Origin of the sequence: Rhodococcus sp. 05-2254-6 (assembly GCF_002258565.1) — a bacterium.
In the GTDB taxonomy this organism is placed as follows: domain Bacteria; phylum Actinomycetota; class Actinomycetes; order Mycobacteriales; family Mycobacteriaceae; genus Rhodococcoides.
The window spans coordinates 17,749-43,311 of sequence record NZ_NOZF01000120.1 but is presented as its reverse complement, the minus strand read 5'-3'; the positions used below and the strand labels follow the sequence as shown (position 1 = coordinate 43,311).

General features: G+C 64.9%; 20 protein-coding genes. 4 read left to right on the top strand and 16 right to left on the bottom strand.

From position 1 onward, the window contains the following. Nucleotides 1–13 precede the first annotated feature (13 nt). A complete protein-coding gene (locus CH256_RS15560) occupies nucleotides 14–802 on the top strand; it encodes an ABC transporter ATP-binding protein (protein ID WP_068050717.1) in 789 nt (262 codons plus the stop codon). 3 nt (nucleotides 803–805) lie between these two features. Here CH256_RS15560 and CH256_RS15555 read toward each other — a convergent pair whose 3' ends face one another. The 6 genes from CH256_RS15555 to CH256_RS15530 all read right to left on the bottom strand — a co-directional run bounded on the left by CH256_RS15555 (nucleotide 806) and on the right by CH256_RS15530 (nucleotide 11,198). Then, nucleotides 806–1,912 (bottom strand): alcohol dehydrogenase catalytic domain-containing protein, encoded by a 1,107-nt coding sequence (locus tag CH256_RS15555; RefSeq protein ID WP_094642078.1) that lies wholly within the window; start codon nucleotides 1,910–1,912, stop codon nucleotides 806–808. A gap of 83 nt (nucleotides 1,913–1,995) precedes the next feature. Then, a complete protein-coding gene (locus CH256_RS15550) occupies nucleotides 1,996–4,674 on the bottom strand; it encodes an MGH1-like glycoside hydrolase domain-containing protein (RefSeq protein ID WP_256980959.1) in 2,679 nt (892 codons plus the stop codon). Between the two features lie 24 nt (nucleotides 4,675–4,698). Continuing rightward, complete coding sequence (locus CH256_RS15545; protein ID WP_094670015.1) at nucleotides 4,699–6,621, bottom strand: putative nucleotidyltransferase substrate binding domain-containing protein; 1,923 nt, start codon at nucleotides 6,619–6,621, stop codon at nucleotides 4,699–4,701. Further along, nucleotides 6,611–8,158 carry a GMC family oxidoreductase gene (locus tag CH256_RS15540; protein WP_094670014.1) on the bottom strand — a complete coding sequence of 516 codons (1,548 nt, stop codon included), beginning with the start codon at nucleotides 8,156–8,158 and terminating at the stop codon, nucleotides 6,611–6,613. Before CH256_RS15540 ends, CH256_RS15545 begins: the two co-directional genes overlap by 11 nt. Nucleotides 8,159–8,170: 12 nt before the next feature. Continuing rightward, nucleotides 8,171–9,682 (bottom strand): APC family permease, encoded by a 1,512-nt coding sequence (locus CH256_RS15535; RefSeq protein ID WP_094670013.1) that lies wholly within the window; start codon nucleotides 9,680–9,682, stop codon nucleotides 8,171–8,173. A 25-nt stretch (nucleotides 9,683–9,707) separates the two neighbouring features. Further along, nucleotides 9,708–11,198 carry an aldehyde dehydrogenase family protein gene (locus CH256_RS15530; RefSeq protein ID WP_373454832.1) on the bottom strand — a complete coding sequence of 497 codons (1,491 nt, stop codon included), beginning with the start codon at nucleotides 11,196–11,198 and terminating at the stop codon, nucleotides 9,708–9,710. Nucleotides 11,199–11,477: 279 nt separating this feature from the next. On the opposite strand from CH256_RS15530, the gene CH256_RS15525 reads away from it, so the two are divergent. Then, a complete protein-coding gene (locus tag CH256_RS15525) occupies nucleotides 11,478–11,732 on the top strand; it encodes a hypothetical protein (RefSeq protein ID WP_068050740.1) in 255 nt (84 codons plus the stop codon). Between the two features lie 126 nt (nucleotides 11,733–11,858). Then, a complete protein-coding gene (locus tag CH256_RS15520; RefSeq protein ID WP_094670012.1) occupies nucleotides 11,859–12,779 on the top strand; it encodes a YdcF family protein in 921 nt (306 codons plus the stop codon). Here CH256_RS15520 and CH256_RS15515 read toward each other — a convergent pair. Then, nucleotides 12,773–13,366, bottom strand: a complete 594-nt coding sequence (locus CH256_RS15515; protein ID WP_094670011.1) for a TetR/AcrR family transcriptional regulator — start codon at nucleotides 13,364–13,366, stop codon at nucleotides 12,773–12,775. The two genes, CH256_RS15520 and CH256_RS15515, sit on opposite strands and share 7 nt — an antisense overlap. Nucleotides 13,367–13,442: 76 nt before the next feature. On the opposite strand from CH256_RS15515, the gene CH256_RS15510 reads away from it, so the two are divergent. Beyond that, entirely contained in the window at nucleotides 13,443–13,919 is a 477-nt protein-coding gene (locus CH256_RS15510) for a DUF4188 domain-containing protein (RefSeq protein ID WP_094670010.1), read from the top strand. A gap of 11 nt (nucleotides 13,920–13,930) precedes the next feature. On the opposite strand, the gene nuoN is transcribed toward CH256_RS15510, so the two are convergent. From nuoN to nuoF, 9 genes are read right to left on the bottom strand one after another with little or no spacing between them, the layout of a single operon-like run. Beyond that, the gene (gene nuoN / locus CH256_RS15505) at nucleotides 13,931–15,493 is read right to left on the bottom strand and encodes an NADH-quinone oxidoreductase subunit NuoN (RefSeq protein WP_094670009.1); all 1,563 of its coding nucleotides are present in this window, start codon (nucleotides 15,491–15,493) and stop codon (nucleotides 13,931–13,933) included. Continuing rightward, nucleotides 15,490–16,989 carry an NADH-quinone oxidoreductase subunit M gene (locus tag CH256_RS15500; RefSeq protein ID WP_373454831.1) on the bottom strand — a complete coding sequence of 500 codons (1,500 nt, stop codon included), beginning with the start codon at nucleotides 16,987–16,989 and terminating at the stop codon, nucleotides 15,490–15,492. The genes nuoN and CH256_RS15500 overlap by 4 nt, the downstream gene beginning before the upstream one ends. Before the next feature lie 35 nt (nucleotides 16,990–17,024). Continuing rightward, nucleotides 17,025–18,893, bottom strand: coding sequence for an NADH-quinone oxidoreductase subunit L (gene nuoL / locus CH256_RS15495; protein WP_094670007.1), 1,869 nt, complete (start codon nucleotides 18,891–18,893; stop codon nucleotides 17,025–17,027). A gap of 13 nt (nucleotides 18,894–18,906) precedes the next feature. Beyond that, complete coding sequence (nuoK, locus tag CH256_RS15490; protein ID WP_094670006.1) at nucleotides 18,907–19,206, bottom strand: NADH-quinone oxidoreductase subunit NuoK; 300 nt, start codon at nucleotides 19,204–19,206, stop codon at nucleotides 18,907–18,909. Beyond that, nucleotides 19,203–19,955 carry an NADH-quinone oxidoreductase subunit J gene (locus tag CH256_RS15485; protein ID WP_094670005.1) on the bottom strand — a complete coding sequence of 251 codons (753 nt, stop codon included), beginning with the start codon at nucleotides 19,953–19,955 and terminating at the stop codon, nucleotides 19,203–19,205. Before CH256_RS15485 ends, nuoK begins: the two co-directional genes overlap by 4 nt. Beyond that, on the bottom strand, nucleotides 19,952–20,497 hold the full coding sequence (gene nuoI / locus CH256_RS15480; protein ID WP_094670004.1) for an NADH-quinone oxidoreductase subunit NuoI: 546 nt from the start codon (nucleotides 20,495–20,497) through the stop codon (nucleotides 19,952–19,954). The genes CH256_RS15485 and nuoI overlap by 4 nt, the downstream gene beginning before the upstream one ends. Next, nucleotides 20,490–21,800 (bottom strand): NADH-quinone oxidoreductase subunit NuoH, encoded by a 1,311-nt coding sequence (gene nuoH / locus CH256_RS15475; RefSeq protein WP_094670003.1) that lies wholly within the window; start codon nucleotides 21,798–21,800, stop codon nucleotides 20,490–20,492. Before nuoH ends, nuoI begins: the two co-directional genes overlap by 8 nt. Beyond that, nucleotides 21,797–24,265: an NADH-quinone oxidoreductase subunit G gene (locus CH256_RS15470; RefSeq protein ID WP_094670002.1), complete on the bottom strand. Its 2,469-nt coding sequence runs from the start codon at nucleotides 24,263–24,265 to the stop codon at nucleotides 21,797–21,799. Before CH256_RS15470 ends, nuoH begins: the two co-directional genes overlap by 4 nt. Next, nucleotides 24,262–25,563 (bottom strand): NADH-quinone oxidoreductase subunit NuoF, encoded by a 1,302-nt coding sequence (gene nuoF, locus CH256_RS15465; protein ID WP_094670001.1) that lies wholly within the window; start codon nucleotides 25,561–25,563, stop codon nucleotides 24,262–24,264. Before nuoF ends, CH256_RS15470 begins: the two co-directional genes overlap by 4 nt.

Genomic DNA, 25,563 nt, shown 5'->3' with positions numbered 1-25,563 from the left:
GGCCGGTCGTCCGGTGCCATCCAGCGTCCTGTTCGCCGACCGAGTCGATCTCGTCCGTGGCGGGCGATACCTGCTCAGCGATGCCTCGCTGCGGGTCGAGGAGGGTCAGCACTGGGTGTTGCTCGGTGCCAACGGCGCGGGCAAATCCACCCTGCTCAGCTTGCTCGGCGCGCTCGTCCATCCCACGCACGGTGCAGTGCACGTTCTGGGCCATCGCCTCGGGCGAGTGGACATGCGCGAATTGCGGACGCACATCGGCCACGTCGACCCGCGGTTGAAGATCGAGGCTCCGCTGACGCTGTTCCAGGTGGTGCTGACCGGGCTGACCAATACTCCGGATCTGGTCCCGAGATGGTCGGCCGACAACCACCAGATCGCCCGCGCTCACCGTCTGATCGAATCCCTCGGCGTCGCCCATCGCACCGACGCGTCGTGGCACACGCTCTCGCAGGGCGAGCGAGGCCGAGCGCTCATCGCGCGCGCCCTACTTCCCGACCCGGCGCTGCTGTTGCTCGACGAGCCTGCCACCGGGCTCGATCTCGCTGCCCGCGAACAACTTCTGAGTGCACTCGACTCGTTGCGGGCCGAACACCCGACCCTGGCCAGCATTCTGGTGACTCATCACCTCGAGGAAATCCCGACCTCGACCACCCATGCCCTCCTCATCCGCGACGGAAGAGTACAGACACAAGGAGCCGTCGACGTAGTACTGACCACCGACAACATCAGTGAGTGCTTCGACCATCCCATCGAGATCTCGAAGCAACGCGGGCGGTGGGTCGCCACGGCGGCCCACCGCTGATGCTCAGTCGAAGACGATGACCTGACGGATCGCGTTGCCGTCGGCCAATTCGTCCATGCCGCGGTTGATCTCGTCCAACGTGATTCTCGACGAGATCAGCTTCTCGACGGGAAGCCGTCCCTCACGCCACATCTGTGCGTAGGTCGGGATGTCGCGAGCCGGTACGGCGGAGCCCAGGTAGCTGCCGATGATCGTGCGGGCTTCGGCCACCAGGCCCAGCGGTGAGATGGACGAGCGGGCGTCGGGTGCGGGGAGACCGACGGTGATGGTCTTGCCGCCGGGAGCCGTTGCAGCGACTGCAGTTTCGAATGCTCGCGCGTTGCCTGCCGCCTCGATGACGATATCGGCCTTGATTCCCTTCTCGGCGAGCTCGGCCGGCGAATACACCTGCGTTGCGCCCAGATCGGTTGCGGTGGACAGCTTGTCCGGCACCCCGTCGACTCCGATCACCTCACCGGCACCCACCGATACGGCCGTCAGAACCGCTGCCATACCGACTCCGCCGAGGCCAACCACCATCACCGACTGTCCGGGCTTCGGAGTGCCGGCGTTGAGCACCGCGCCGCCACCGGTCAGTACCGCACAACCGAGGACCGCTGCGATATCGGCGGGGATGTCGTCCTCGACCGGAACCACCGACTTTCGGCTCACCACAGCGTGTGTGGCGAATCCGGAAACTCCGAGGTGATGCTTGACCTCTTCCCCGTCACGGTGCAACTTGATGCCTCCGCCGAGCAGTGTCCCGGCATTGTTCGACGCGCTGCCGGTGACGCACGGCATCTGGCCGTCGGTGGCGCACCCGGCGCATTCGCCGCAGCGTGGCAGGAATGTCATGACGACGCGGGTGCCGACCGCGATGTCGTCGACGCCCGCGCCGACCTCCTCGACGCGGCCTGCGGCCTCGTGGCCGAGCAACATCGGCACCGGACGAACTCGATTGCCGTCGACCACCGACAAATCCGAATGACACAGGCCCGCGGCTTCGATTCTGATCAGCAGCTCCCCCTCGCCCGGCGAACCGAGCTCGAGGTCGGAGACGGTGATGGGATGCGAGTCCGCGAAGGGACGAGATCGGCCGATTTCTTCGAGTACTGCGCCGCGAATCTTCATCCCACCAGACTATGCGGCTCCGCCGCATGTGCGTGGAACTTCGTAGTGGGCTACGAGTTTCCATGCACATGGGCCGCAGGCCCTCAGAGCGGCAGACGGGGCCTGAGCAGGTGCGCAACCAATGCCGTCCATCCGGTTTGGTGTGTGGCCCCGAGTCCCTCGCCGGTGTCTCCGTCGAAGTACTCGTTGAAGCTGGGGTGCACGCTCCACAGCGGGTCGAGGCTCGATTCGATGCGATTCCCGTCGGCGGGCCTCTTGCCGTCCACCGGTCGGAACAGCCCGGCGAGACCGTTGTCGATCAGATCGGCGGCATCGGTGAGGGTGCGATGGTTGCCCGAGCCGGTGGGGATCTCGATGGTGAACGAGTCGCCGTAGTACCGGCCGTAGGCGCGCAGCTTGTCGGCCAGCAATACGTTCACCGGGAACCACACCGGACCGCGCCAGTTGGAGTTCCCACCGAACATTCCGGTGCGCGACTCCCCCGGCTCGTATTCGATGGACAGGCTCCGGCCGTCCACGTCGAACGTGACCGGTTCGCGGTAGGAGGCCGAGAGCGATCGAATCCCGAAGTGCGACAGAAACTCTTCGGAGTCGAACATGCGAGCCAGGATGCGCTTGAGTCGTTCGGGTTGGACGAGTGTCAGCAGCATGCGCACCTCGCCGCCCTCGCGCCGAGCCAGCAGAGGGCTGACCATCTCCGGTCGCCTGCGTTGGATCCAGCGCAGGCGAGCGGTGAGATCGGGACATTCCTCCTCGACCCACGGCGGGATCTCGGTGGCACCGAGGATGGGCAGCAGTCCAACCATGGACCGCACGCGCATCGGTACCGCATCGCCCTCGGGCTGAACCAGGACGTCGTAGAAGAACCCGTCCTCCTCGTGCCATAGCGAAATGTGCTGCGATCCGAAGGAGTTCACTGCCTTGGCGATCGAGAGGAAGTGTGAGAAGAACTTGGTCGCGACGTCGTCCCAGGCGCTGTCGTGTCGCGCGAGTTCCAGCGCGATCTTGAACATCTGCTGGCAGTAGAACGCCATCCAACTCGTCGCGTCCGACTGTTCGAGCCGAAATCCGGGTGGCAGTGGGGCAGATCGATTGAACAGTCCGATGTTGTCCATGCCGAGGAATCCACCCTCGAAGATGTTCGAGCCCTCGGAGTCCTTGCGGTTGACCCACCAGGCGAAGTTGAGCAGCAGCTTGGTGAACACCCGCACCAGGAATTCGCGATCGCGGTAGCCGTCGATGCGATAGACGTGCCATGCCGCCCACGCGTGCACGGGTGGGTTGACGTCACCGAACTCCCACTCGTACGCGGGCAGTTGGCCGTTGGGGTGCATGGCCCATTCCCGGCACATGAGCACCAACTGTTCCTTGGCGAAATCGGCGTCCACGTGCGCCAACGGAATCGCGTGGAAAGCCAGGTCCCAGGCCGCGAACCACGGGTACTCCCACTCGTCGGGCATCGAGATCACATCGGCCAACGCCAGGTGACGCCAGTGCGCATTGCGCCCACCCGGGTCCTGCCTCGAGTCCGGAGCCGGAGCGCCGACCTTGTCGCCCTCGATCCACTCCTCCACGTCGTATCGGTAGAGCTGTTTGGTCCACAGCAAACCGGCGTAGGCGCGCCGCGCGACATGCCGGTCGACATCGGTGAGGTCGGCTCCGATCACGGCACCGTAGAACTCGTCGGCCTCGGCCTGCCGGTCGGCGTGGACGGCATCGAATCCGGCCCCGAACGTCTGCTCGTCCGGCCGGTTGGGCGACAACCGCAATCGAACCGATTCCGTTGCACCGGGGGCGATGTCGTCGAAGCGGTACCAGAACGCAGCCTTCGTACCGGTCTGCTCGGGGTTGACCGCATCGAGCTCCCCGTCGACGACTCGGCGGCCGATGCCGTCCTTGGGGTACGCCGAGATGTTCTCCTGCCCCCACAGAGCCTCGGCATTGGTTTCGTTGTCGCAGAACAGAACTGCCGGTGTTCCCTCGGCACTGAGGTAGTAGCGACCGAGGAATCCGTGGTCGACGGCGATGGCTTCGAGTCCACCTGCCATCAGGTCCGGCGGGCTCAGCTGCGCCAGCGTGCCGCCACGCTCGTCGCGTCCCCACGACCAGGTGTTGCGCAGCCACAGGTGCGGCAGTAGATCGACCGACGCCGCCTCGGGGCCGTGGTTGGTGATCGAGATGGTGATGCAGATGTCGTCGGGTGAGGCCTTGGCGTACGTGACCTGGACGTCGAAGAATCTGTTCTCGTCGAGGATGCCGGTGTCGGCCAGCTCGTATTCGCGGTCGTCACGCCCGCGTCGAGCATTCTCTTCTCGCAGGTGGGCGTACGGATACTCCGCGTGCGGATAGCGGTAGAGCCATTGCATCCAGCTGTGCGTCGGTGTTCCGTCGACGGCCCAGAAGTATTCCTTGACGTCTTCGCCGTGATTGCCCTCCTCGTTTGCGAGGCCGAACAACCGTTCCTTGAGGATCGGGTCCTTTCGATTCCACAGTGCGAACGAGAAGTTCAGGAACCCGAAGCGGTCGCAAATTCCGCCGATACCGTCCTCGCCCCAGCGGTAAGCGCGCTTGTGCGCCTGATCGAACGGAAACGACGCCCAGGCATTGCCGTCCTCCGAGTAGTCCTCGCGCACGGTGCCCCATTGGCGGCCCGCCAGGTACGGGCCCCACTGACGCCACGGTCCACTGACCCCGGGCGATTCCGCCAACCGATGGTGTTCGACGGTGGACGGGATGGGAACGCTCACGGGATTGGTGGTCACGGCACACAGTCTGGTCGTTGCAGGTCATCGATGCACGCCGACATTGGCCGCCAGATACCCGACGCGTCGTTGCACCGCGGCGATCTCGCGGATGCCGTCGGTGAGCAGACTCCGCTCCAGAGGTGACAGATCTGCCATGATCAGCACGTCACCGGGTCGGTGGCCGGCCGTGATCTGGTCGATCTGATGCGACAGTCGAAGCCGCTGCAGCAGCTCGAACACCTCGGACAGTGCAGCGACATCACGTTCGGAGAGCATGCCGTTGCCCGACGCCGCCGCGAGCCGCGCGGGGGTCGAGGCCGATGCCATGCCGACCGACAGCCCACCCCACCGAGCGAGGTTGACGATGGGCGTCAGGGCATGGGCCTTGAGGTCGAACGTGCCGCCGCGCCGAGCCAACACGTCTCGCAGCGATCGCAGCCGAGCCCGTCCGGCGAGGGCGTCCCGCAGTTGCAACCGCAGGGCGTCGGGGTGATCGACCAGGAGTCGCCGGTAGGCCTCGGGCACCGTGTGCAGTTCTTTCGGGCCCCACACCACTCTGCCGTCGATCATCAACGAGGACATGATGAGGCCGGAGTCTTCCGCCGGATTGCCACGTTCGCCGAACGGGTTGCTGAGCCAATGGGCCGCGGCCCTTTCCCATTGACCGGCCGAGCGTGCGAATCGGGGCGAGCTCGCGACCGCTCCGTTGGTGTCCGACGGCAATCCGGCACCGTCGAGGCTCATGTGCACACGGGCGGCCAAGTCCATCAACGCCTCGTCGCGGGTCCACGACACCGCGTTCGATGTCCCTCGCACATCGGGATCTGCGGTGGCATCCGCCCAGGTCAATGCACTGTCGACGTCCGAGGAGGGCATCGCTTCTCGACGCGCCACGCTGCCGAGGGTGATCCAGGCGAAGTGGTCACGCGGCACGTCCGGACGTGCGGTCCATTCGATCTCGACGGCCCGGCGGACGAGGCTGTCGACGACGACGGAGAGGATCGCGCTGACCGCCATCGCATCGGTTCCGCCCTCGAACAGATCCACCACCAGGCGGGGCACGAGCCTGCCTGCGTCGGCGAGCTCGGCGGCGGTCGACGCCGATGCCACAGCTCGGCGGACCACGAAGCTGCGTCGGGTGGACGCGGCATGCAGATCCGAATCCTCGACGACGCCGAGCACCTCACCGCGGGTCGACACCACCGGCATGTGCCGCAGGCCTCGCTCGAGCATGTCCATCAGCACCGTGCCGGCCAACCGGTCCGCCGTCACGGTCTCGGCAGGCGAGGTCATGACCTGCTCGATCGGAGTATCGACGCCGATCCCGGCGGCCACCACCCGAATTCGGAGGTCGCGGTCGGTGAAGATGCCGTGGCGAGAACCGCGCAGCGGAACCAGAACGTAGGAGCTGCCCTGCTCGGTCATGTGCCGGACGGCATCTCGAACGGTGGTGCCGACGGGCGTGAACACCGTTGGGGCCGAGAGCAGTTCACCGACGGTGCGGCCCGCACTCCCCTCGACCGGCCCGCCGCGGTGCGCGGTGGCCGAGGTGACGGCGTCGGCCAGGAACGCCAGGCCGGTCGGCGTCGCGAACAACGGCCGAATCAGCTCGCCGGGCAAGCGAATCACAATGCTCGGTTCCGTTGCCCGCGCACGGAATTCGACGGTTCCGCCGGACAGCAGAGCCGAGAAGCCGAAGACACCACCGGGACCGATGGTGTCGATCGGCACCTCGGTGGGAGAGGTCGCCTCCGGGTGCGTGATCACCACGCGCCCGGTGCGCACCACCCATACGGTGTCGGCAGCTGCCGAGACGTCGGTCCGCGGAGGGTCCACAACCCATGCCCCACCGCCGTACTCGCGTTCGACGGCCGAGGCAGCCAGCTCGGCCAGGACTGCCGGTGGCGCGCCCTGAAACGGTGGATGCGCGCCGAGAAAATCGGCCAGCTCCGATCTATCCGCCACGGATCAGGTCGGCGCATTTCTCCGCCATGGTCATCACCGTGATGTTGGGATTGACGTACGGCAGCTTCGGCATCGCCGACGCGTCGACCACGCGCAGGTGCGCGATGCCCTTGACGCGCAACTCGGGATCCAGCACGGCCATGGTGTCGTCCACCGATCCCATCCGCGCCGTGCCTGCCGGGTGATAGACCGTGTTGTGGGTCTTGTGCACGTAGTCCAGCAGGTCGTCGTCGGTGACGGCCTCGGGTCCGGGGGCGAGTTCGCGTTCGATCCACTCGGCCATCGGACCGTCCGCTGCAATCCGACGAGCGAGCTTCAGACCGGCGAGCATCACCGCGTCGTCGTGGCCGTCGGGGTCGGTGAAGTAGCGAGGATCCACCTTTGCCCGGTCGCGAAAATCCCTGCTGCGCAACCGAACAGTGCCCCGGGAGCGCCCCTGGGTGACGTTGGGCGTGAGACAGAAACCGTTGGCGGTGGTCGGGTAGCCCCAGCGAAGGGTGTTCATGTCGAACGGCACGCTGCCGTAATGCATCATGATGTCCGGGTAGTTCACCGAGTCGTCGGTCTGCGCGAACACGCCGATCTCCCACCACTGCGAGGACGTGGTGACCATCGGCTTGCTCGCCTCCCAGAACACCAGCCCCTCGACGTGGTCGTCGAGGTTCTCGCCCACTCCGGGTGAATCGACCCGAACGGTGATCCCCATCTCCTGCAACTGTGCCGCCGGTCCGATTCCGGAGAGCATCAACAACTTCGGCGTATCGATGGCACCGGCGGTGACGATCACCTCGCGACGCGCCGAGACGGTGTCGTAGCCGGTGAGATCGGGGCGTTGGTACCGCACTCCGGTCGCGGTCAGCGATTCGTCGATCAGAATCTCGCTGATCCAGCAGTCCGTTCGCACCTCCAGGTTGGGGCGCGTGCCGATGATCGGATGCAGGTAGGCGTGTGAGGTCGACATGCGCAAGCCGTCTTCGCCCGCATTGATCTGGAACCAGCCGGCACCGTTGAGTACCGGCGTTCCGCGGTTGAATGCGACCGTCGGAAGACCTATCCCGGCGGCCGATTCGAGCACTGCCGCACCGCACGGATCGTTCGGTGGCACGTCGCGAATCCGCACCGGCCCGTCCTGTCCGCGACCGGTGTCGTTGCTCTCGACTCGCGCGACGAGCGGAAGGATGTCCGACGCGCCCCATCCCGTCGCGCCCGCAGCCGCCCAATCGTCGAGGGTTTCCGCCGGCGGGTGAAAGGCGATGCAGGAGTTGTGCGAGGAGCAGCCACCGAGCACTTTCGCCCGCGCGTGCCGCATGAAGCTGTTGCCGCGCTCCTGCGGTTCGACGGGATAGTCCCAGTCGTAGCCGGAGTCGAGTAAGTGCATCCACTCGGCCAGTTCGAGAATTGCCTTGTCGCCGACGTCGGTCGGCCCTGCTTCGACGAGGCAGACACTGACGGAGGGGTCCTCGCTCAGCCGAGCAGCGAGGACACACCCCGCCGTCCCGCCACCTGCGACGACGTAATCGAACTGGGTGTCTGTCACTGCACGCTCCTTCTAGTCGCCCGTGGAGGCATGTGATTTCAGAGTGCCGATGTGCTTGCGTCCCTTGACTGCGTACCACAGCAGGCCGACGCCCAGAATGCCACCGATGTAGACGAACGCACCGAACGTGTTGTACCAGGGGGTTCCGTACACGGCCTCGCGCGGCCAGGCGAGGTTGATCGCCATCCCTGCGCCCCACACCACTGCTGCGATGTTCACCGGCAGGCCCCACCTGCCCATCGTGAAGTACCCGCCGGGCTTCAGGTCCTCCGGCGGCCACTCACCCTTGACTCGTTTGACCAACAGCGGCGCGGTGACCATCAGATACGCGAGGTAGATCATGATGATCGCGATCGACGTGAGGACGGTGAAGATCTGCGGCTGACCGATGTTGACGACGAGAATGACGATGGCCAGCACGCCGATGGTCACTGCGGGCACCACCGGGGTCTGGGTCTTCGGGTTTACCTTGGCCAGACTCTCGCCGAAGGGCAACGCGTTGTCTCGCGCCATGGCGAACGTGAGCCGGATCGCCGCGGTGTGCACCGCCAGCGAGCAGACGAAGACCGCGATGACGATGCAGATGAGGAAGACGGTGCCCAGCGGGCCCCACATCACGGCTTCGACGATGGACTGCAAGCTACCGTCCGGGCTGCCGAGCGACGGATCGTCCAGATCGGGCGCGGCCATGACGGCGAACACCAGGATGGCTCCACCGATGACGAACGACGCGAGGATGGCGCGCAGGATGGCCTTCGGCGCGGTACGCCGAGGTTCGACGGTCTCCTCTCCGAGCGAGCTCGCAGTGTCGAAGCCGTACATCACGTAGCCCGACGCCAACGACGCCACCAGGAAGGCTCCGAGGTAGCCGCCGCTCTCACCGGCACCGTAGCCGTTGGTGGAGAAGAACACCTCGGGGCCGCGGTTGATGTTGGCCGCGAGCAGAATCGCGATCAACACGGCCGCGATGAGCTCGATGAACACTCCTGCGCTGTTGATCATCGCCATCAGCCGGACCCCGAGCGCATTGATCGTCGTGGTGATGGCGATGAGGATCGCACCGAGCAGCACCGCGTTGGCCGCGAAATCACTGGCGCCGGAACCGTCACCGATGATCTGGAATCCGCTCCAGATACGGGGCAGATTCAGCTGCAATGCCAGCGCCACGGCGGACAGCGTCACGATCGAGGCCGTCAGCATCAACCAGCCCGCAGACCATCCGACGATTCTGCGGCCCAACAACTTCGCCCAGTTGTACACCGAACCCGCTACCGGATACTTCGCGGCCAGTTCCATGAAGCACAGTGCCACGCAGAGCTGACCGACGAACACTGCAGGCCACGACCACAGATACGCCGGTCCGGCCGCACCGAATCCGAAATAGAACAGCTGGAACGTACCGGTGAGAATGGAAATGTAGCTGACGCCCGCGGCGAAGCTGGCGAATTTGCCGAGGCTTCGATCGAGTGACTCCTTGTAGCCGAAGTCGTCCATTCCGCTCGAACTGTCGTTCAGTAGTGCCATGCGCCTGGCCTTTCCGATCTTTTCTTTATCGGGTGCCGAACCACCCCGCCGCCGTGGGCGAGGTGTTGTGCCAAATATGCTTCGCCTCTTGATATTCAGACATTCCGGACGGACCGAGTTCGCGGCCGTTGCCGGATTGCTTGAAACCGCCCCATTCTGCGGCCGCGGTGTAGACACCGAAGTCGTTGAGCCACACCGTTCCATGGCGAAGCCCACGCACCATTCTTTCGCCTCGCGCGGCGTCGGATGTCCGAACTCCCGCGGCGAGACCGTAATTCGTATCGTTACCCAGCAGGAGTGCTTCGGCCTCGGTGTCGAAGCGTTCCACAGTGAGTATGGGCCCGAATGTCTCCTCCTGCACGATATTCATCGACCGATCGCAATGGTCGAAGATCGTGGGCAGAAAGTAGCTGCCGGCATCCAGTTCCGGATTGTCCGGTTCGGTACCACCGATGACCAACGTCGCACCCTCTTCGATTCCGCCCGCGACGAAGGCTGCGATCTTCTCTCGCTGAGCCTGCGACACGAGCGGTCCGGTCTCGCTGGCCGGGTCCATACCCGGGCCGATCACGATGGTCTTCGCACGTTCGGCAACGGCAGCAACGAAACGGTCGGCGACCGATTCTTCGATGATGAGTCGGGTGCCTGCCGAACACACCTGACCCGAATGCAGAAAGACTCCGGTCAGGACGTTGTCGACCGAGTCGGCGAATGCCTGATCGTCGGCCACCGCGTCGGCGAACACGATATGTGGATTCTTGCCACCGAGCTCGACGGCCACCTTGGTGACGTTCTCGGCCGCCGCGGCCAAGATGTGTCTGCCTGTCGCCAGCCCACCGGTGAAGGAAATGAAGTCGACGTCGCGGTTCCTGGTGAGCGCGTCCCCGAGAACCGCGCCACTGCCCTGCAGCAGGTTGACCACACCGGCCGGCACTCCGGCTTCTTCCACCAACTTGGTGAACGCGATGGTGCTGAGCGGAGTCACCTCGCTCGGCTTGAGCACCATCGTGCAGCCGGCCGCCAGCGCCGGGGCGATCTTCCACGAGATCTGCAGCAGCGGATAGTTCCACGGCGCGATCATGACGCAGACGCCGATCGGTTCGTGCACCACTCGGCTGATGATTTCGGGTCGGTCGACGTCGATCAGACGATCGGCCTCGACCACTGCGAGATCGGCGTAGAAGCGGAAGACCGACGTCACGTCGTCGATGTCGATTTCACTCTCGCCGAACGTCTTTCCGGTATCGAGGGTCTCGATACGCGCGAGCTCGGCCTTGTCTCTCTGGAGCAGATCTGCGATGCGATTCAACAGATTGCTGCGCTCACCCACCGTCACCGACCGCCACGGCCCGTCGTCGAACGCCGCCCGCGCCGAGGCCACCGCGCGCAGAGCGTCGTCCGGAGTTGCCTCGTCCACGACGGCGACCGTGCTGCCGTCCGCGGGGTTCACGATGTCTCGGGTTCCGCCGTCACCGGATCCCTGCCACTGCCCGTCGACGAACAACGAGGGCCGCAGCGCGGTCGGGTCGAATCCTGCATCGGAGTCGGTCACCGAAACACCTTCTTCCGTATGGGGGGGTCGGGTCGTGTGTCTACGCTATGCCCTCAGCGCCCGGCGGTCCCGTCGATCCGTTCGTGAAACTCGTCTTCCCGCGGACCGATGCGCGAACGTACCGTCCTCCCCGCTGAGAGGCATTGGCCTCCGCCCTTTTCCTGCTGCGATTGTCGAACATCCGACGGCACTGTGTCGGACATGCAACAGCACAGCGCAGCGCAGCGCATTACGCTGGGATTCATGACTATCGAAGATGTGGGCGGCAGACGAACGGTGACGGCGGACGAACTTCTTCTCCTGGTGGGTGATCATCTGCTCATAGAGGAGGGTGTCGCGACCGGGTTCATCGAGAGCGCAGGCCAGGTTGCCGAGAGCGTGGCGGTGACGGTGACCGACGGCGTCGACGGAACCACGACGACCGAACGGGTGTTCCTTCCCGATGCCGAGGTGACCATCGAACCCGCCGATCGCGGACGCGCCCCTGTCACGATGTGAGGGCAGGACAATCCCTGCTCAGAAGTACATTCATGTAACTCGAACAACTCTGCTCACTCCAGTCACACAGGCACCGAACTGAGCTAGGGTGGCGGAAACCCGTCACCGTTCGGAAGGACGTCAGCAGTGCGACAAGGCCGAGGACACCCGACCGTTCGCGTTGCCGTCGTGTCCTGTGCCGCTGCCCTCGCCGTCGGTTTCGGCTCGTTCACGGCAGTGGCCGATCCCGAGGCGTCGGCCCCGGCAACCGCCGCCGAGTCGGTCCGCTCGGCCGACGCAGATCAGTACAACAGCGCGCAGGACGCCTTGGTGAAGGGTCGCTACGACGACGGTTTCGCTGCCCTCGACGCACTCGCACTCGCCGCCCCGGACGACGCCAACGTGGCAGCGCTGCAGACGTTCTATGCCAACTCGACCGCCGACACCGATGCGCGTGCGCAACACTCGGCTCGTCTGCACACGCTGTCTCCCACCCTCGCCGATGCAGTCGACCGGGCCATCGCCGTCATCGACGAAGCCGCTACGGAGACAATCGACTTCGACCCGATCACCGACGGACCCCGCACCGCGATCGTGGTACTCGGTGTGGGCCTGAACGGCGACGGCAGCACGACCCCGGAGTTGGTGGAGCGTCTCCGCTCGGCCGTCGCCGCGGCGGAGCGCTCCCCCGATTCCCCCATCATCGTCACCGGCGGAAATCCGCATAGCGGCGTCACCGAGGCCGAGGCGATGCAGCGATGGCTCGTCGAGGAAGGCATCGCGGCCGACCGCATTCACATCGAATCGACCGCGAATTCGACTGTGCAGAACGCACAGCGCGCTACCGCACTGGCCGCCGAGATCGGCGTCGACGATCTCGTGCTGGCGACGACCCCCAGTCATCTTCGACGAGCAATCTCCGACTTCGAGATAGCGGGCGGTGACGTGATCGGCGCTGCGACAGCAACTCCCGACGATCTTCCGGATCTGCCTGCACTCGCTCCGACGGCACGGTTGGGCATGACCGTCGATGCCACCAAGATCCTCGGGATCCCGCGCACCTACTGACGCGTCCACCCTCGCAGCACCGACTCCGTTCCGGCTTCGAACATCGCACGACGGGTCTCGTCGTCGGAGTTCGTCGGCATCGCCAGTTCCAACGACACCAGACCGTGCACGATCGCCCAGAACGAGTGGCTGATCAACTCGACCGGCGCCCCGGCCATGATGCCGTCCGCAACGGCGCGTGCCACCGCCGCCCGAAGCGGGTCCATCGCCGCGGATGCGAGTTGCGCCTCGTCGGATACATCGATCGAACCGAGCACTCCGCCGAACATCACCGCGTACAGATGCGGATTGCGTAGCGCCCAGTCTCGGTACGCGATAGCCAGTGCACGCAGATCGACCTCGGGATCGCCGGTGACCGGAACCTCGCGCTGAGCGTCCCCGAAGCTCAAGAACGACGTGGCGAACAGTGCCACGAGCAGCTCGGCGCGACCACCGAACAGTGAGTAGATGGCGGTGGTCGAGGTGCTCTGCGCAGCCGCGAGTTTACGTAGTGACAACGAGTCGACGCCCTGCTGCGCAACGGTTTCCGCCGCGGCCTCGAGTAGCCGGGTCCGCAACTCGGCGTCGTGAATTCTTGGTCTCGCCACTTGCGAAACCTACCACAACGGTGTTTTATAACAGTGTCACACAACGCTTCGATCCTCGAACGGACGGGAACAAGTCATGCCAACCATCATCGACGGCCGCACCACGGTCGAATCCGAACGAGACACCGTCACGGTCTTCCTCATCGGAATGCGCAACAATCCCCTTGCCGTTCGCTCCTGGTTACCTGCGGTGCGGGCGATGCCGCGGATGCTCGGCCATCTCGAGCGGGATCCCGCATCCGGGCTGCTCGGCTACCACTCGTGGTTGGGACGCACCACCATGCTGGTCAGTTATTGGCGCAACGCCGAGGATCTCACCAGGTTCGCCTCCGACCCCGACGCACCACATGCACCCGCCTGGCGCGCCTTCAATCGATCGGTAGCCGCAACCCGCCACGTCGGAGTGTGGCACGAAACCTATACCGCGACAGCGCAGAACAGTGAGGCGATCTACGTCAACATGCCTGCGTTCGGACTCGCGGGAGCCATCGGTGGACTCCCGGTCGGTACCGGCTCGCACACATGGAAGCAGCGAATGAAGTCTGCGCAGTAACAGCTCGACGGTTACAGGAAGTTCCCGGCACGCGCAGCCAGGTCGAGAACGGGCTGCGGGAAGACTCCGAGGGCCACGGTGACCACCACCGAGACCCCGATCGCGCACGACACCGACGCCGTCGGCCGCACGATCGTGGCGGTCCGCTCTCCTGGATCGGTGAAGAACATCAGCACGATCACCCGCACGTAGAAGAACGCTGCAATCGCGCTGCACACCACTCCGACCACGACCAGTGCCGCTCCCCCAGCGCCCGAGGCAGCGCTGAACACCGCGAACTTGCCGATGAACCCACTGGTGAGTGGAATGCCGGCGAACGAGAGCAGGAACAACCCGAACACTGCCGCGACCAGCGGTGAGCGACGGCCGATTCCGGCCCACCGTTCCAGATCGCTCACTTCACCGCGTTCGTCGCGCGCCAACCCGATGATCGCGAACCCTCCGAGAGTGCTGAAGGCATAGGCCAGCAGATAGAACATCGTGGCCGACACACCGGAATCACCCACATCACCCGAATCACCCAGTGCCGTCACTCCGGTGAGGATGAATCCGGTGTGCGCGACGGACGAGTACGCCAGCATCCGTTTGACATCGGTCTGCGTCACCGCGACAACGGAACCCAGCACCATGGTCGCGATGGCCACGACCCACAGCATCGGCCGCCAACTCGATTCGAGACCGGGAAGCGCCACCCCGAAGATGCGAAGAATCGCACCGAACGCCGCGACCTTGGTCACCGTGGCCATCAGAGCTGTCACCGGAGTGGGGGCACCCTGGTAGACGTCGGGAATCCACGAATGGAACGGCACAGCACCGACCTTGAACAACAGACCCACCGCGAGCAGGGCGGTTCCGATCAGCGCGAGCGATCTGCCCTGACCGTCCTCCGCGATCGCGTCGGCGATGCCGTCCAACCGAACGGTTCCGGCGTACCCGTACAGGAAGGCAACCCCGAACAGAAAGAATGCGGACGAGAACGCGCCCAGCAGAAAGTATTTGAGGGCAGCTTCCTGCGAGAGCAACCGACGTCGTCGGGCCAGTCCGCAGAGCAGATACAGCGGCAACGACAACACCTCCAGCGCCACGAACATCGTCAACAGATCCGTGGACGCCGGAAACAGCAACATGCCGCCGATCGCGAACATCGCCAGAGGAAACACCTCGGTCTGGGCGACGCCTGCGTCGATGGCCTCCTTCTCCGCCACGCTGCCCGGAGTGGTCGATGCCTGCGGGGTGAACGAATCGATGCGACGCTCGGCACCGGCCCCGGTGACTGCAACGGTGCGCTCCGCCAACAGCGCGATCGCCGGAATCGACACCAGCACAATGGTTCCCTGCAGAAACAGCGTCGGACCGTCGATCGCGACCGCGCCGGACATCGCCGACGCCTCGGTGCCTGCCAGACCCAGGATGGCCGCCAGCGCCGCCACCAGTCCCGCGAGAGCGAGACCCACATGCGTGATCCGACGGGCCCGCAGCGGCACGAACGCCTCGACGAGAACACCGAGAACTGCGACCGAGAACACGATCAGCATCGGTGCCAGCAGACCGTACTGCACCTCGGGTGTGGTCATCGCTGACCTCCTGAACTGTCGACGATCGTGGATTGCACTGCCGGGGTGATGACATCGAGCGCAGGTTTCGGATACACACCGAGCACGATCAGCAACGCGATCAACGGCACCACCACGGCCAGTTCGCGGCGAACGAGATCGGGCACCGTCTCGTTGCCCTCTCGGACCGGCCCGGTCATGACGCGTTGGTAGAGCCACAGTATGTAGATCGCCGACAGCACGAGGGCTCCGGCGGCCACTATCGCGGCGACTCCGTATCGACCGAACGTGCCGATCAGCACGAGGAATTCGCTCACGAACGGGGCGAGGCCGGGTAGCGAGAGCGTGGCGAGTCCCGAGATCAGGAACGTTCCGGCGAGCACCGGTGCCACCTTCTGCACACCGCCGTAGTCGGCGATCGCTCGTGATCCTCGACGCGACACGAGGAAGCCTGCGATCAAGAACAGTGCGGCCGTGGAGATTCCATGGTTGACCATGTACAGCGTGGCACCGGCCTGACTCTGACCGGTCATGGCGAAGATCCCGAGGATGATGAATCCGAAGTGTGAAATCGACGTGTAGGCAATCAGTCTCATCATGTCGGTCTGGCCGATCGCCAGTATCGCGCCGTAGACGATGCCGATGACCGCGAGAGTGATGATCCACGGCGCGAACGTCTGCGACGAGCCGGGAAAGAGTTCGAGACAGAACCGCAGCATCGCGAACGTGCCGACCTTGTCCACCACCGACATCATCAGCACCGCAGTCGCGTGCGTGGACTGCACTGCGGCGTCGGGTAGCCACGAGTGGAACGGCCACAACGGTGCCTTGATAGCGAACGCGAACATGAAGCCGAGGAACAGTGCGTTCAGAACCATCGGATCCACACCGAGTCCGCCCGATGCCGCCGCGTCGGCGATCACGCGCAGATCGAATGTCCCGCCGTCGAAAGGCCCGTCGGGTCGCGCGGTCACCACGTACAGGCCGATGACGGCAGCCAACATGATCAGACCGCCGAACAGGTTGTACAACAGGAACTTCACCGCGGCGCGCGTTCGATGCACTCCCCCGAAACCACCGATGAGGAAGTACATCGGAATCAGCATCGCCTCGAAGAAGATGTAGAACAACAACACGTCCAACGCGAGGAACGACACGAGCACCATCGACTCGACCACAAGGATCAACGCCATGTACGTGTGCGACACCCGACGGGAGCCGTAATTCGCGACGCGACTGCCGTCGTACCAGCCCGCGACGAGCAGCAAGGGCGTGAGAACGGTGGTGAGCAACACCAGGACCAGGCCGATTCCATCGAGTCCGAGGGTGTACCGCGCACCGAAAGCCGCTATCCACGAATGGTCTTCGACGAATTGGTACCGATCACCACCGGAGTCGAACGACACTGCCAGGGCGACCGACACGGCCAGTGTTCCGGCAGCGAAACCCACTGCGACACTGCGCGCGACGGTCGGGCGAGCGGCGGGCACCAGGGCGACGACGATCGCACCGAGCATCGGGAGTACCCACAGGACGGTCAACCAGGGAGTCGTCACAGAGCCACCACCATCAGTACCACGAGAACGGCTCCCGCGAACATCGCCAACGCGTACGACCGCACATAGCCCGTCTGCAGCCGCCCGGACCGCGTCGATGCGCCACCGATCGAGCTCCCCACCCCGTCCACGACGGCGTCGATACCGTTGTCTGCGTGCACCAGTGCGCGCGTGAGTGTCTGCCCTGGCCGCATGAATGCCGCCTCGTTGACGGCATCTCCGTAGAGATCGGCACGTGCAGCTCGGGTCAGGGGCGAGACATCCTCGGGTGGTGTCGGCGGAACCTCGTTCGCGATGTACTTGCGGTACGCGATGCTCGCACCCACCAGCACGACCACCAGGACCGCGACGGTGACCAACCAGGCCGGAATCGCGTGCTCCTCGTGTTCCGATCCCACCACCGGTTCCAGCCATGCCTCGAGGCGCCCACCCACCGCGAGGAAGGCTCCCGACGCCACCGAGCCGACGGCCAACACGATCATCGGGACGGTCATCGTCGCCGTCGCCTCGTGCGGATGTGCCTGCGCGGACCAGCGTTTCGGACCGAAGAACGTCAACAGCATCACCCGAGTCATGTAGAAGGCCGTCAGCCCTGCACCGAGCAATGTCACGCAGCCGAGAATCGGACCTGCCACTCCCTCGGCGGCGAATGCAACCTCGATGATCGGATCCTTGGCGAAGAAGCCGGAGAACGGCGGCAGTCCGATGATCGCGAGATAGCCGAGGCCGAACGTGACGAACGTGATCGGCATCGCGGCGCGGAGTCCACCGAACTGTCGCATGTCGGTCTCGTCGTTCATCGCGTGCATCACCGAGCCCGCGCCCAGGAACAAGCCCGCTTTGAAGAAGCCGTGCGAGATCAACAGCACGATGGCGTAGGCGTAACCGGAGGGGCCGAGCCCGGCTGCGAGCACCATGTACCCGATCTGACTCATCGTCGATGCCGCGAGCGCCTTCTTGATGTCGTCCTTCGCACAACCGATGACGGCACCGAACAGCAAGGTGACCGCACCGACGGTGACGGTGGCCGCGCGGGCGGTGGGCGACGCCTCGAACACCGGTCCGGAGCGCACGATGAGATACACCCCGGCCGTGACCATCGTGGCCGCGTGAATCAATGCCGACACCGGTGTCGGGCCCTCCATGGCGTCCCCGAGCCACGATTGCAGCGGCACCTGCGCCGACTTTCCACACGCCGCCAACAGCAACATCAGCGCCATGGCGGTGGCCACCGATTCGCTCGCCTCGCCGATTCCGGCGAACACGTCGTCGTACTGGACGGAGCCGAAGTTCACGAACATGATCATCAGCGCAACGGCCAGGCCGATGTCACCGACTCGGTTGACCACGAACGCTTTTCGGGCAGCCGATGCAGCCGACGGCTTGTGCTGCCAGAAGCCGATCAGCAGGTACGACGCCAAACCGACTCCCTCCCACCCCAGGTAGAGGCCCAGGAAGTTGTCGGCCAGAACCAGCAGCAGCATGGCGGCGAGAAACAGGTTGAGGTACGCGAAGAAGCGCCGCCGCTCGGCGTCGTGGCTCATGTAGCCGATGGAGTACACGTGAATGAGCGACCCGACTCCGGTGATCAGCAGGACGAAGCAGATCGACAGTTGATCTGCGCGCAAGCCGAAGTCGACCTGCAGTTCGTCGACCGGAACCCACCGGAACAGGGTCTGGGTGAGCATCCTGTTCGACTCGTCACGCCCGAGCATCGAGGCGAACACCACCGCGGCCACCACGAACGACGACACCGCTGCCGCCGTCGCGACCAGATGCCCCCAGGAGTTGCAGCGCCGGCCACCGAGCAACAGGAACGCCGCACCGAACGCCGGCAGAGCCGGAAGAAGCCACAGGATCGACATCGTTGTTCCCCCGTCAGTTCTTCATCAGTGAATTCTCGTCCATGGAGACAGAACGCCGAGAACGGAAGATGGCCATGATGATGGCCAGGCCCACCACCACCTCGGCAGCGGCGACCACCATGGTGAAGAACGCGAACAACTGCCCGTCGAGATTGCCGTGCATGCGGGAGAACGTCACGAACGCGAGATTGACTGCGTTGAGCATCAATTCGATACACATGAACACGATGATGGCGTTGCGTCTGACGATGACGCCTGCCGCGCCGATCGTGAACAGCAGAACGGACAGGTAGAGATAGTTCTCTGGATTCATCGCTCGTCACGCTCGATCCGAGGATCGGCGAACATGGCGTTGACGGAGGACTCGGATTCGGTTCCGTCGGGCAGCAGAGCGCGGCGATCCACCCCGTTGTGGCGGGCGTACACCCCCGGACTCGGCAGCGGTGTCACCCTCGAACCATCGCGGAATCGATCGCGGGCCATTTCTCGCTGACCCTTGACCGGCCCCAGAGCTTCCCGGTGCGCCAGAATCATCGCCCCGATGGTGGCAGTGATCAGCAGTGCCCCGGTCAACTCGAACGCCCACACGTACTCGACGAAGATCAGCTCGGCCAGGCCCTCGACGTTTCCGGTGGAGTTGACGGCGTCGAGACCGGCGAAGTCGAGCCGACCGCTCCGGACGGAATCGCGCAGCAGCACCCCGATGATCAACAGCCCGAAACCGATTCCGATGACGACGGCCGCGATGCGGTGCCCGCGCAGGGTTTCGGTCAGCGACTCCGAGGTGTCGACTCCGACGAGCATCAGCACGAACAGGAAAAGCATCATGACCGCGCCGGTGTAGACGACGATCTGCACGACACCGAGGAACAACGCCCCCTGCGCCATGTAGAAGGTCGCCAGCACCACCATCGTGGCGGCGAGGAACAATGCCGAGTAGACGGCTTTGGTGCTCATCACCACGCCGAGCGCACCGATGACGGCTACGACGCCGAGGGTCCAGAACTGCACGGCCTCACCGGTGGACGTCGCCGCGAGGGCGAGCTGAGCGGTGGCAGTCATCGGACCGGACCGCCCTCGGTTTCGGTTGTTTTCTCGTCGCCGGTGACGATGCCGCGGTAGTAGTCCTCCGCCAAACGGCCCGGTGCCATCGCGTGCGGCGGTGCGGTCATGTCCGGCTCCAGCGGTGCCAGCAGCGCGTCCTTCTCGTAGATCAGATCGGCTCGGTTGTCACCGGCCAGCTCGTACTCGTTGGTCATCGTCAGAGCGCGTGTCGGACAGGCCTCCACGCACAGGCCGCACCCGATGCACCGGAGGTAGTTGATCTGATAGACCCCGCCGTAGCGCTCGCCAGGAGAGAACCTCGCGGTCTCGGTGTTGTCGGCCCCTTCGACGTAGATGGCGTCGGCCGGGCAGGCCCACGCGCAAAGCTCGCAGCCGATGCACTTCTCGAGACCGTCGGCGTACCGATTGAGCTGATGACGACCGTGGTAGCGAACCTCTGTCGGCTTCTTCTCTTCCGGATACAACTCCGTCTCGGCCTTCTTGAACATCGTCGCGAAGGTGACCCCGAAACCGGCTATGGGACCGAGAAATTCAGGCATCGGCGTTCTCCTTCGGTGACCTGGCGGCGGGTGAGCGCACACCGGCGTGCCGGCTCGGGAAAGTCGAGCCCTGCGTGGGAATGGGAGGTATCGGGAATCCGCCTGCCACAGCATCGAACTCGGCGACGGGTACAGGAGGCGGCACGTTCCGTTCTCGTGCACGCCTGCGCACCATCAGCAGCAACGCACCCAGCACGGCCACCGCGAAGATCATCGACACGCCGAACGTGACCACTGGTACGTCGTACCGATCGGCCCCGAGTACCCGCACCGTCGCGATCACCATGACCCAGATCAGGGCAACCGGAATGAGAATCTTCCAGCCGAAGTTCATGAACTGGTCGTAGCGCAGCCTCGGCAGCGTCGAACGCAGCCAGATGAACACGAACAGGAACACCCAGACCTTGAGGGTGAACCACAGCACCGGCCACCACCCCGAATTGGCACCGCTCCACAGACTCAACGGAATCGGAGCCTGCCAGCCACCGAGGAACAGCGTGGTCGCGAGTGCCGACACGGTGACCATGTTGATGTACTCGGCGAGCATGAACATGGCGAAACGGAGAGACGAGTACTCCGTGTGGAATCCGCCCACCAGCTCACCCTCCGCCTCGGGCAGATCGAACGGAGCGCGGTTGGTTTCGCCGACCATCGCCGTCACGTACACCAGGAACGACGGCAGCAGCAGAAACACGTACCAGGTGTTCTGTTGCGCAGCAACGATTCCGGAAGTCGACATAGTGCCCGCGTACAGGAAGACCGCCGCGAACGACAGGCCCATCGCGACCTCGTAGGAAATCACCTGCGCCGTCGAACGCAGCGCACCGAGCAGCGGGTACGTCGAGCCCGACGCCCACCCCGCCAACACGATCCCGTACACACCCACCGACGTGACCGCGAGAATGTACAGAACCCCCACCGGCAGGTCGGTCATCTGCAGCGGCGTCGTCGTACCGAACACCGACACTTCGGGACCGAACGGAATCACCGCGAAGGCCATGAACGCAGGAACCACCGAAATGATCGGAGCCAGAACGTAAATCGGCTTGTCGACGCCGGTCGGAGTGATCCCCTCCTTCAACGCCAGCTTGATCCCGTCCATCAGAGACTGCAACAGCCCCCACGGGCCCACCCGGTTCGGCCCCACCCGCATCTGCATCCACGCCATGATCTTGCGTTCGGCGTAGATCGCAACCAGCGGCGTCAACACCAGGAACACGAAGACCGCCAGGGCCTTGCCGACAACCAGCCACCACGGATCGTTGCCGAACATCGACAGATCGGTCGGCGCGGCCACGTTCATGACTGCCCACCTTTGGGTCGTTCCGCAGACTCCACTCCCCCACCTCGGGGTCGTTCCGCAGAACCACGCCGAATACTCACCGCAGCGCCCGACTGCACCCCCAGCGAGCGATACACCGTCGAACCGGGCGAGTTCATCGGTATCCACACCACGGTGTCGGGCAGATCGGTGATCGTCAGCGGCAACGTGATCGAGCCACGGTCCGTCGCAACACTCACCAGATCGCCGGTCTCGGCTCCGGTCGCCGAGGCCGTTGCCGCAGACAGCCGAACGGTAGGTGCGCGACCGGTCGCGGCGAGATTGTCCTCCCCGTCCTGCATTCGTCCCGCATCGATGAGCATCCGCCACGTGGCCAGAATCGCCTGCCCCGGACCGAGGGTCGGAACGTCCGCGCGGGGTGCCACCCGGGCCACCGCGGTGCGCGGGCCGTGCCACACACCGAGGCGAGCCATCTCGGCGCGTGCCGCTGCGGCGTCGGGCACGGCCAGTTCGACGCCCATCTGCGCGGCGATGGTGTCGAGGATGCGTTGATCCGGCATCACCGCGCCTGCACCGAGTGCAGTGTCGAACGTACGGGGCCGTCCTTCCCAGTCGACGAAAGTTCCCGACTTGTCGACCACCGGTGCTACCGGGAACACCACGTCGGCCCGCTCGGTGACCGCGCTGTGGCGCAGTTCGAGGCTCACCACGAACGCCGATCGGTCCAGTGCGGCGAGTGCCTCCCGGGGGTCCGGCAGATCGTCGAGATCGATTCCCGCCGCGACCAGAGCGCGATTCGTTCCTGCGTCGGCCAGGATCGCCGCCGTGTCACGGCCCACCTCCGCCGGCAACTCGGGCACTCCCCACACCGCGGCCACCTCGGCGCGCGCAGCCGCATCGGCAACAGGACGCCCGCCGGGCAGGACGTTCGGCAGCGCCCCTGCGTCGAGCGCACCGCGTTCGCCTGCGCGTCGAGGAATCCAGGCCAGGCTCGCGCCGGTGTCGTCCGCCAGTTTCGATGCCGCCGCCAGACCACCGGGAACGCAGCCGAGCCGCTCGCCCACGAGAACGATCGCACCGGGCTCCCGGAGAAGATGTGCAATCGATTCGGTGCCGCGATCCCCGACGTGCAACGCATCGAGCCAGCCCGGCTCGCCGCCGGGAATCGATTGCAGCAGGACGCCGTCCAGCTTCCGTAGGCCCCGGGAGGAGAACGGCGCGATCGATGCCACCACTACTGCGCTCGCGCGGTGCGCCTTACGCAGCCTCAGGAAAACCAGGGGTGACTCTTCCTCGGGCTCGAAGCCGACCAGTAGCACCACGGGGGCGTTCTCGAGATCGGAGTAGGTGACCCCCAACCCGGTCGCCGCGATACGACCGGCCAGGAAACTTGCTTCCTCGGCGCTGTGATCCCGATTGCGGAAGTCGATGTCGTTGGTGTGCAGCACTGTTCGGGCGAACTTGGCATAGGCGTAGGAGTCTTCGAGAGTCGATCGTCCGCCCACGAGTACTGCGGCACGTCCGACCGATGCGGCCAATCCCGTTGCCGCAGCCGCCAATGCAGCCGACCACGACGTTTCGATCAACTCCCCGGATTCGTCGCGGATCATCGGCGCGGTGATGCGGTCGGGTTCGGTGGCGTACTTGAATGCCCACCGGCCCTTGTCGCAGTTCCATTCCTCGTTGACCTGGGGATCGTCACCGGCCAGCCGTCGCAGGACCTTGCCGCGTCGATGGTCCGTGCGTTGAGCACAGCCCCCTGCGCAGTGCTCGCACACGCTCGGCGACGAGGTGAGGTCGTACGGGCGCGCCCGGAACCGATACTCGGTGTTGGTCAGCGCACCCACCGGACAGATCTGCACGGTGTTGCCCGAGAAGTAGGAGTCGAACGGCTCGTCGCCGAAGATCCCCACCTGTTGAATCGCACCACGTTCGAGTAGCTCGATGGACGGATCGCCGGCCACTTGAGCTGCGAAGCGAGTGCATCGCGCGCACAGGACGCACCGTTCGCGGTCCAGCAACACCTCGGCCGACAGCGGAATCGGCTTGGGGTACGTGCGTTTGGTCTCGACGAACCTGGACTCGGCCCTGCCCGCAGCCATCGCCTGGTTCTGCAGTGGACACTCACCGCCCTTGTCACACACCGGGCAATCGAGCGGATGGTTGATCAGCAGCAGCTCCATGACGCCGCGTTGCGCCTTCTCCGCCGACTCCGATGTCACTTGGGTGCGCACGATCATGCCCTCGGCCACTGTCGTGGTGCAGGACGCCAACGGCTTGCGCTGCCCTTCGACATCGACCAGGCATTGCCGGCACGCCCCCACCGGATCGAGCAGCGGGTGATCGCAGAAGCGCGGAATCTGCACGCCCATCAGCTCGGCGGCGCGAATCACCAACGTGCCCTTGGGAACACTGATCTCGTGGTCGTCGATGGTCAGTGTCACCATTTCGACTGGAGTGACCGATTGCTCCGTCTGTGCCGTCATGACGTCAGCTCCTCTGCCATCAGGGTCGATCGGTGTGGATCGAATGGGCATGCCTGTTCGGTGACGTGTCGGATGTATTCGTCGCGGAAGTACTTCAGCGAGGACACGATCGGGCTTGCGGCTCCGTCTCCCAACGCGCAGAACGATTTTCCGGCGATGCCGTCCGCGATGTCGAGCAGTGTCGTGAGGTCGGCTTCGGTACCGGTTCCGCCGTCGAGGCGGCGCAGGATCTGCACCAGCCAGTAGGTTCCTTCTCGGCACGGCGTGCATTTGCCGCAGGATTCGTGTGCGTAGAACTCCGTCCATCGCAACACTGCTCGCACGACGCAGGTCGTGTCGTCGAAGATCTGCAGGGCCTTGGTACCCAGCATCGATCCGGCGGCACCGACGCCCTCGTAGTCGAGCGGCACGTCCAGGTGTTCGCCGGTGAACATCGGTGTCGACGATCCTCCCGGTGTCCAGAACTTGAGCTCGTGACCGGGCCGGATACCGCCCGCGTAGTCCAGCAGTTCCCGCAGGGTGATGCCCAGCGGGGCCTCGTACTGGCCGGGTCGACACACGTGGCCGGAGATCGAGTAGAGGGTGAACCCGGGTGATTTCTCGCTTCCCATCGATCGGAACCATTCGATGCCCTTGCGCAGGATCACCGGGACGCTGGCGATGGATTCGACGTTGTTGACCACCGTCGGCCGCGCGTACAGGCCTGCCACCGCGGGGAACGGTGGACGCAGTCGGGGTTGACCTCGTCGCCCTTCGAGCGAGTCGAGCAGCGCCGTCTCCTCGCCGCAGATGTAGGCCCCGGCCCCGGCATGGATCACCAACTCGAGGTCGAACCCCGATCCGAGGAGGTTCTTGCCCAGGTAGCCGGCGTCGTAGGCCTCGGCAACTGCGGCCTGCAGTCTGCGCAGCACCGGTACCACTTCGCCGCGAACGTAGACGAATGCGTGCGATGCACGTATTGCGTATGCCGCGATGATGATTCCTTCGATCAACGTGTGCGGGCTCGCCATCATCAAGGGCATGTCCTTGCAGGTGCCCGGCTCCGACTCGTCGGCGTTGACCACCAGATAGTGAGCTTTCCCGTCACCCTGTGGAATGAAGCTCCACTTCGTTCCGGTGGGGAATCCCGCACCGCCACGGCCGCGCAGGCCGGAGTCCTTGACGAACGCGATGAGATCGTCGGGGTCCATGGCGAGGGCCTTCTCGAGCCCCCGATAGCCGTCGTGACTGCGGTAGGTGTCGAGTGTCCACGAGTCCTTCTCGCCCCAGAACTCGCTCAGCACCGGCGTCAGGGCCAT

Coding starts and splice junctions, on each gene's coding strand:
- CH256_RS15555 (WP_094642078.1), bottom strand. CDS start 1,912: ATGAAGATTCGCGGCGCAGTACTCGAAGAAATCGGCCGATCTCGTCCC.
- CH256_RS15535 (WP_094670013.1), bottom strand. CDS start 9,682: ATGGCACTACTGAACGACAGTTCGAGCGGAATGGACGACTTCGGCTAC.
- CH256_RS15525 (WP_068050740.1), top strand. CDS start 11,478: ATGACTATCGAAGATGTGGGCGGCAGACGAACGGTGACGGCGGACGAA.
- CH256_RS15510 (WP_094670010.1), top strand. CDS start 13,443: ATGCCAACCATCATCGACGGCCGCACCACGGTCGAATCCGAACGAGAC.
- nuoN (WP_094670009.1), bottom strand. CDS start 15,493: ATGACCACACCCGAGGTGCAGTACGGTCTGCTGGCACCGATGCTGATC.
- CH256_RS15500 (WP_373454831.1), bottom strand. CDS start 16,989: ATGCTCGGTGCGATCGTCGTCGCCCTGGTGCCCGCCGCTCGCCCGACC.
- nuoL (WP_094670007.1), bottom strand. CDS start 18,893: ATGTCGATCCTGTGGCTTCTTCCGGCTCTGCCGGCGTTCGGTGCGGCG.
- nuoK (WP_094670006.1), bottom strand. CDS start 19,206: ATGAATCCAGAGAACTATCTCTACCTGTCCGTTCTGCTGTTCACGATC.
- CH256_RS15485 (WP_094670005.1), bottom strand. CDS start 19,955: ATGACTGCCACCGCTCAGCTCGCCCTCGCGGCGACGTCCACCGGTGAG.
- nuoI (WP_094670004.1), bottom strand. CDS start 20,497: ATGCCTGAATTTCTCGGTCCCATAGCCGGTTTCGGGGTCACCTTCGCG.
- nuoH (WP_094670003.1), bottom strand. CDS start 21,800: ATGAACGTGGCCGCGCCGACCGATCTGTCGATGTTCGGCAACGATCCG.
- CH256_RS15470 (WP_094670002.1), bottom strand. CDS start 24,265: ATGACGGCACAGACGGAGCAATCGGTCACTCCAGTCGAAATGGTGACA.
- nuoF (WP_094670001.1), bottom strand. CDS start 25,563: ATGGCCCTGACGCCGGTGCTGAGCGAGTTCTGGGGCGAGAAGGACTCG.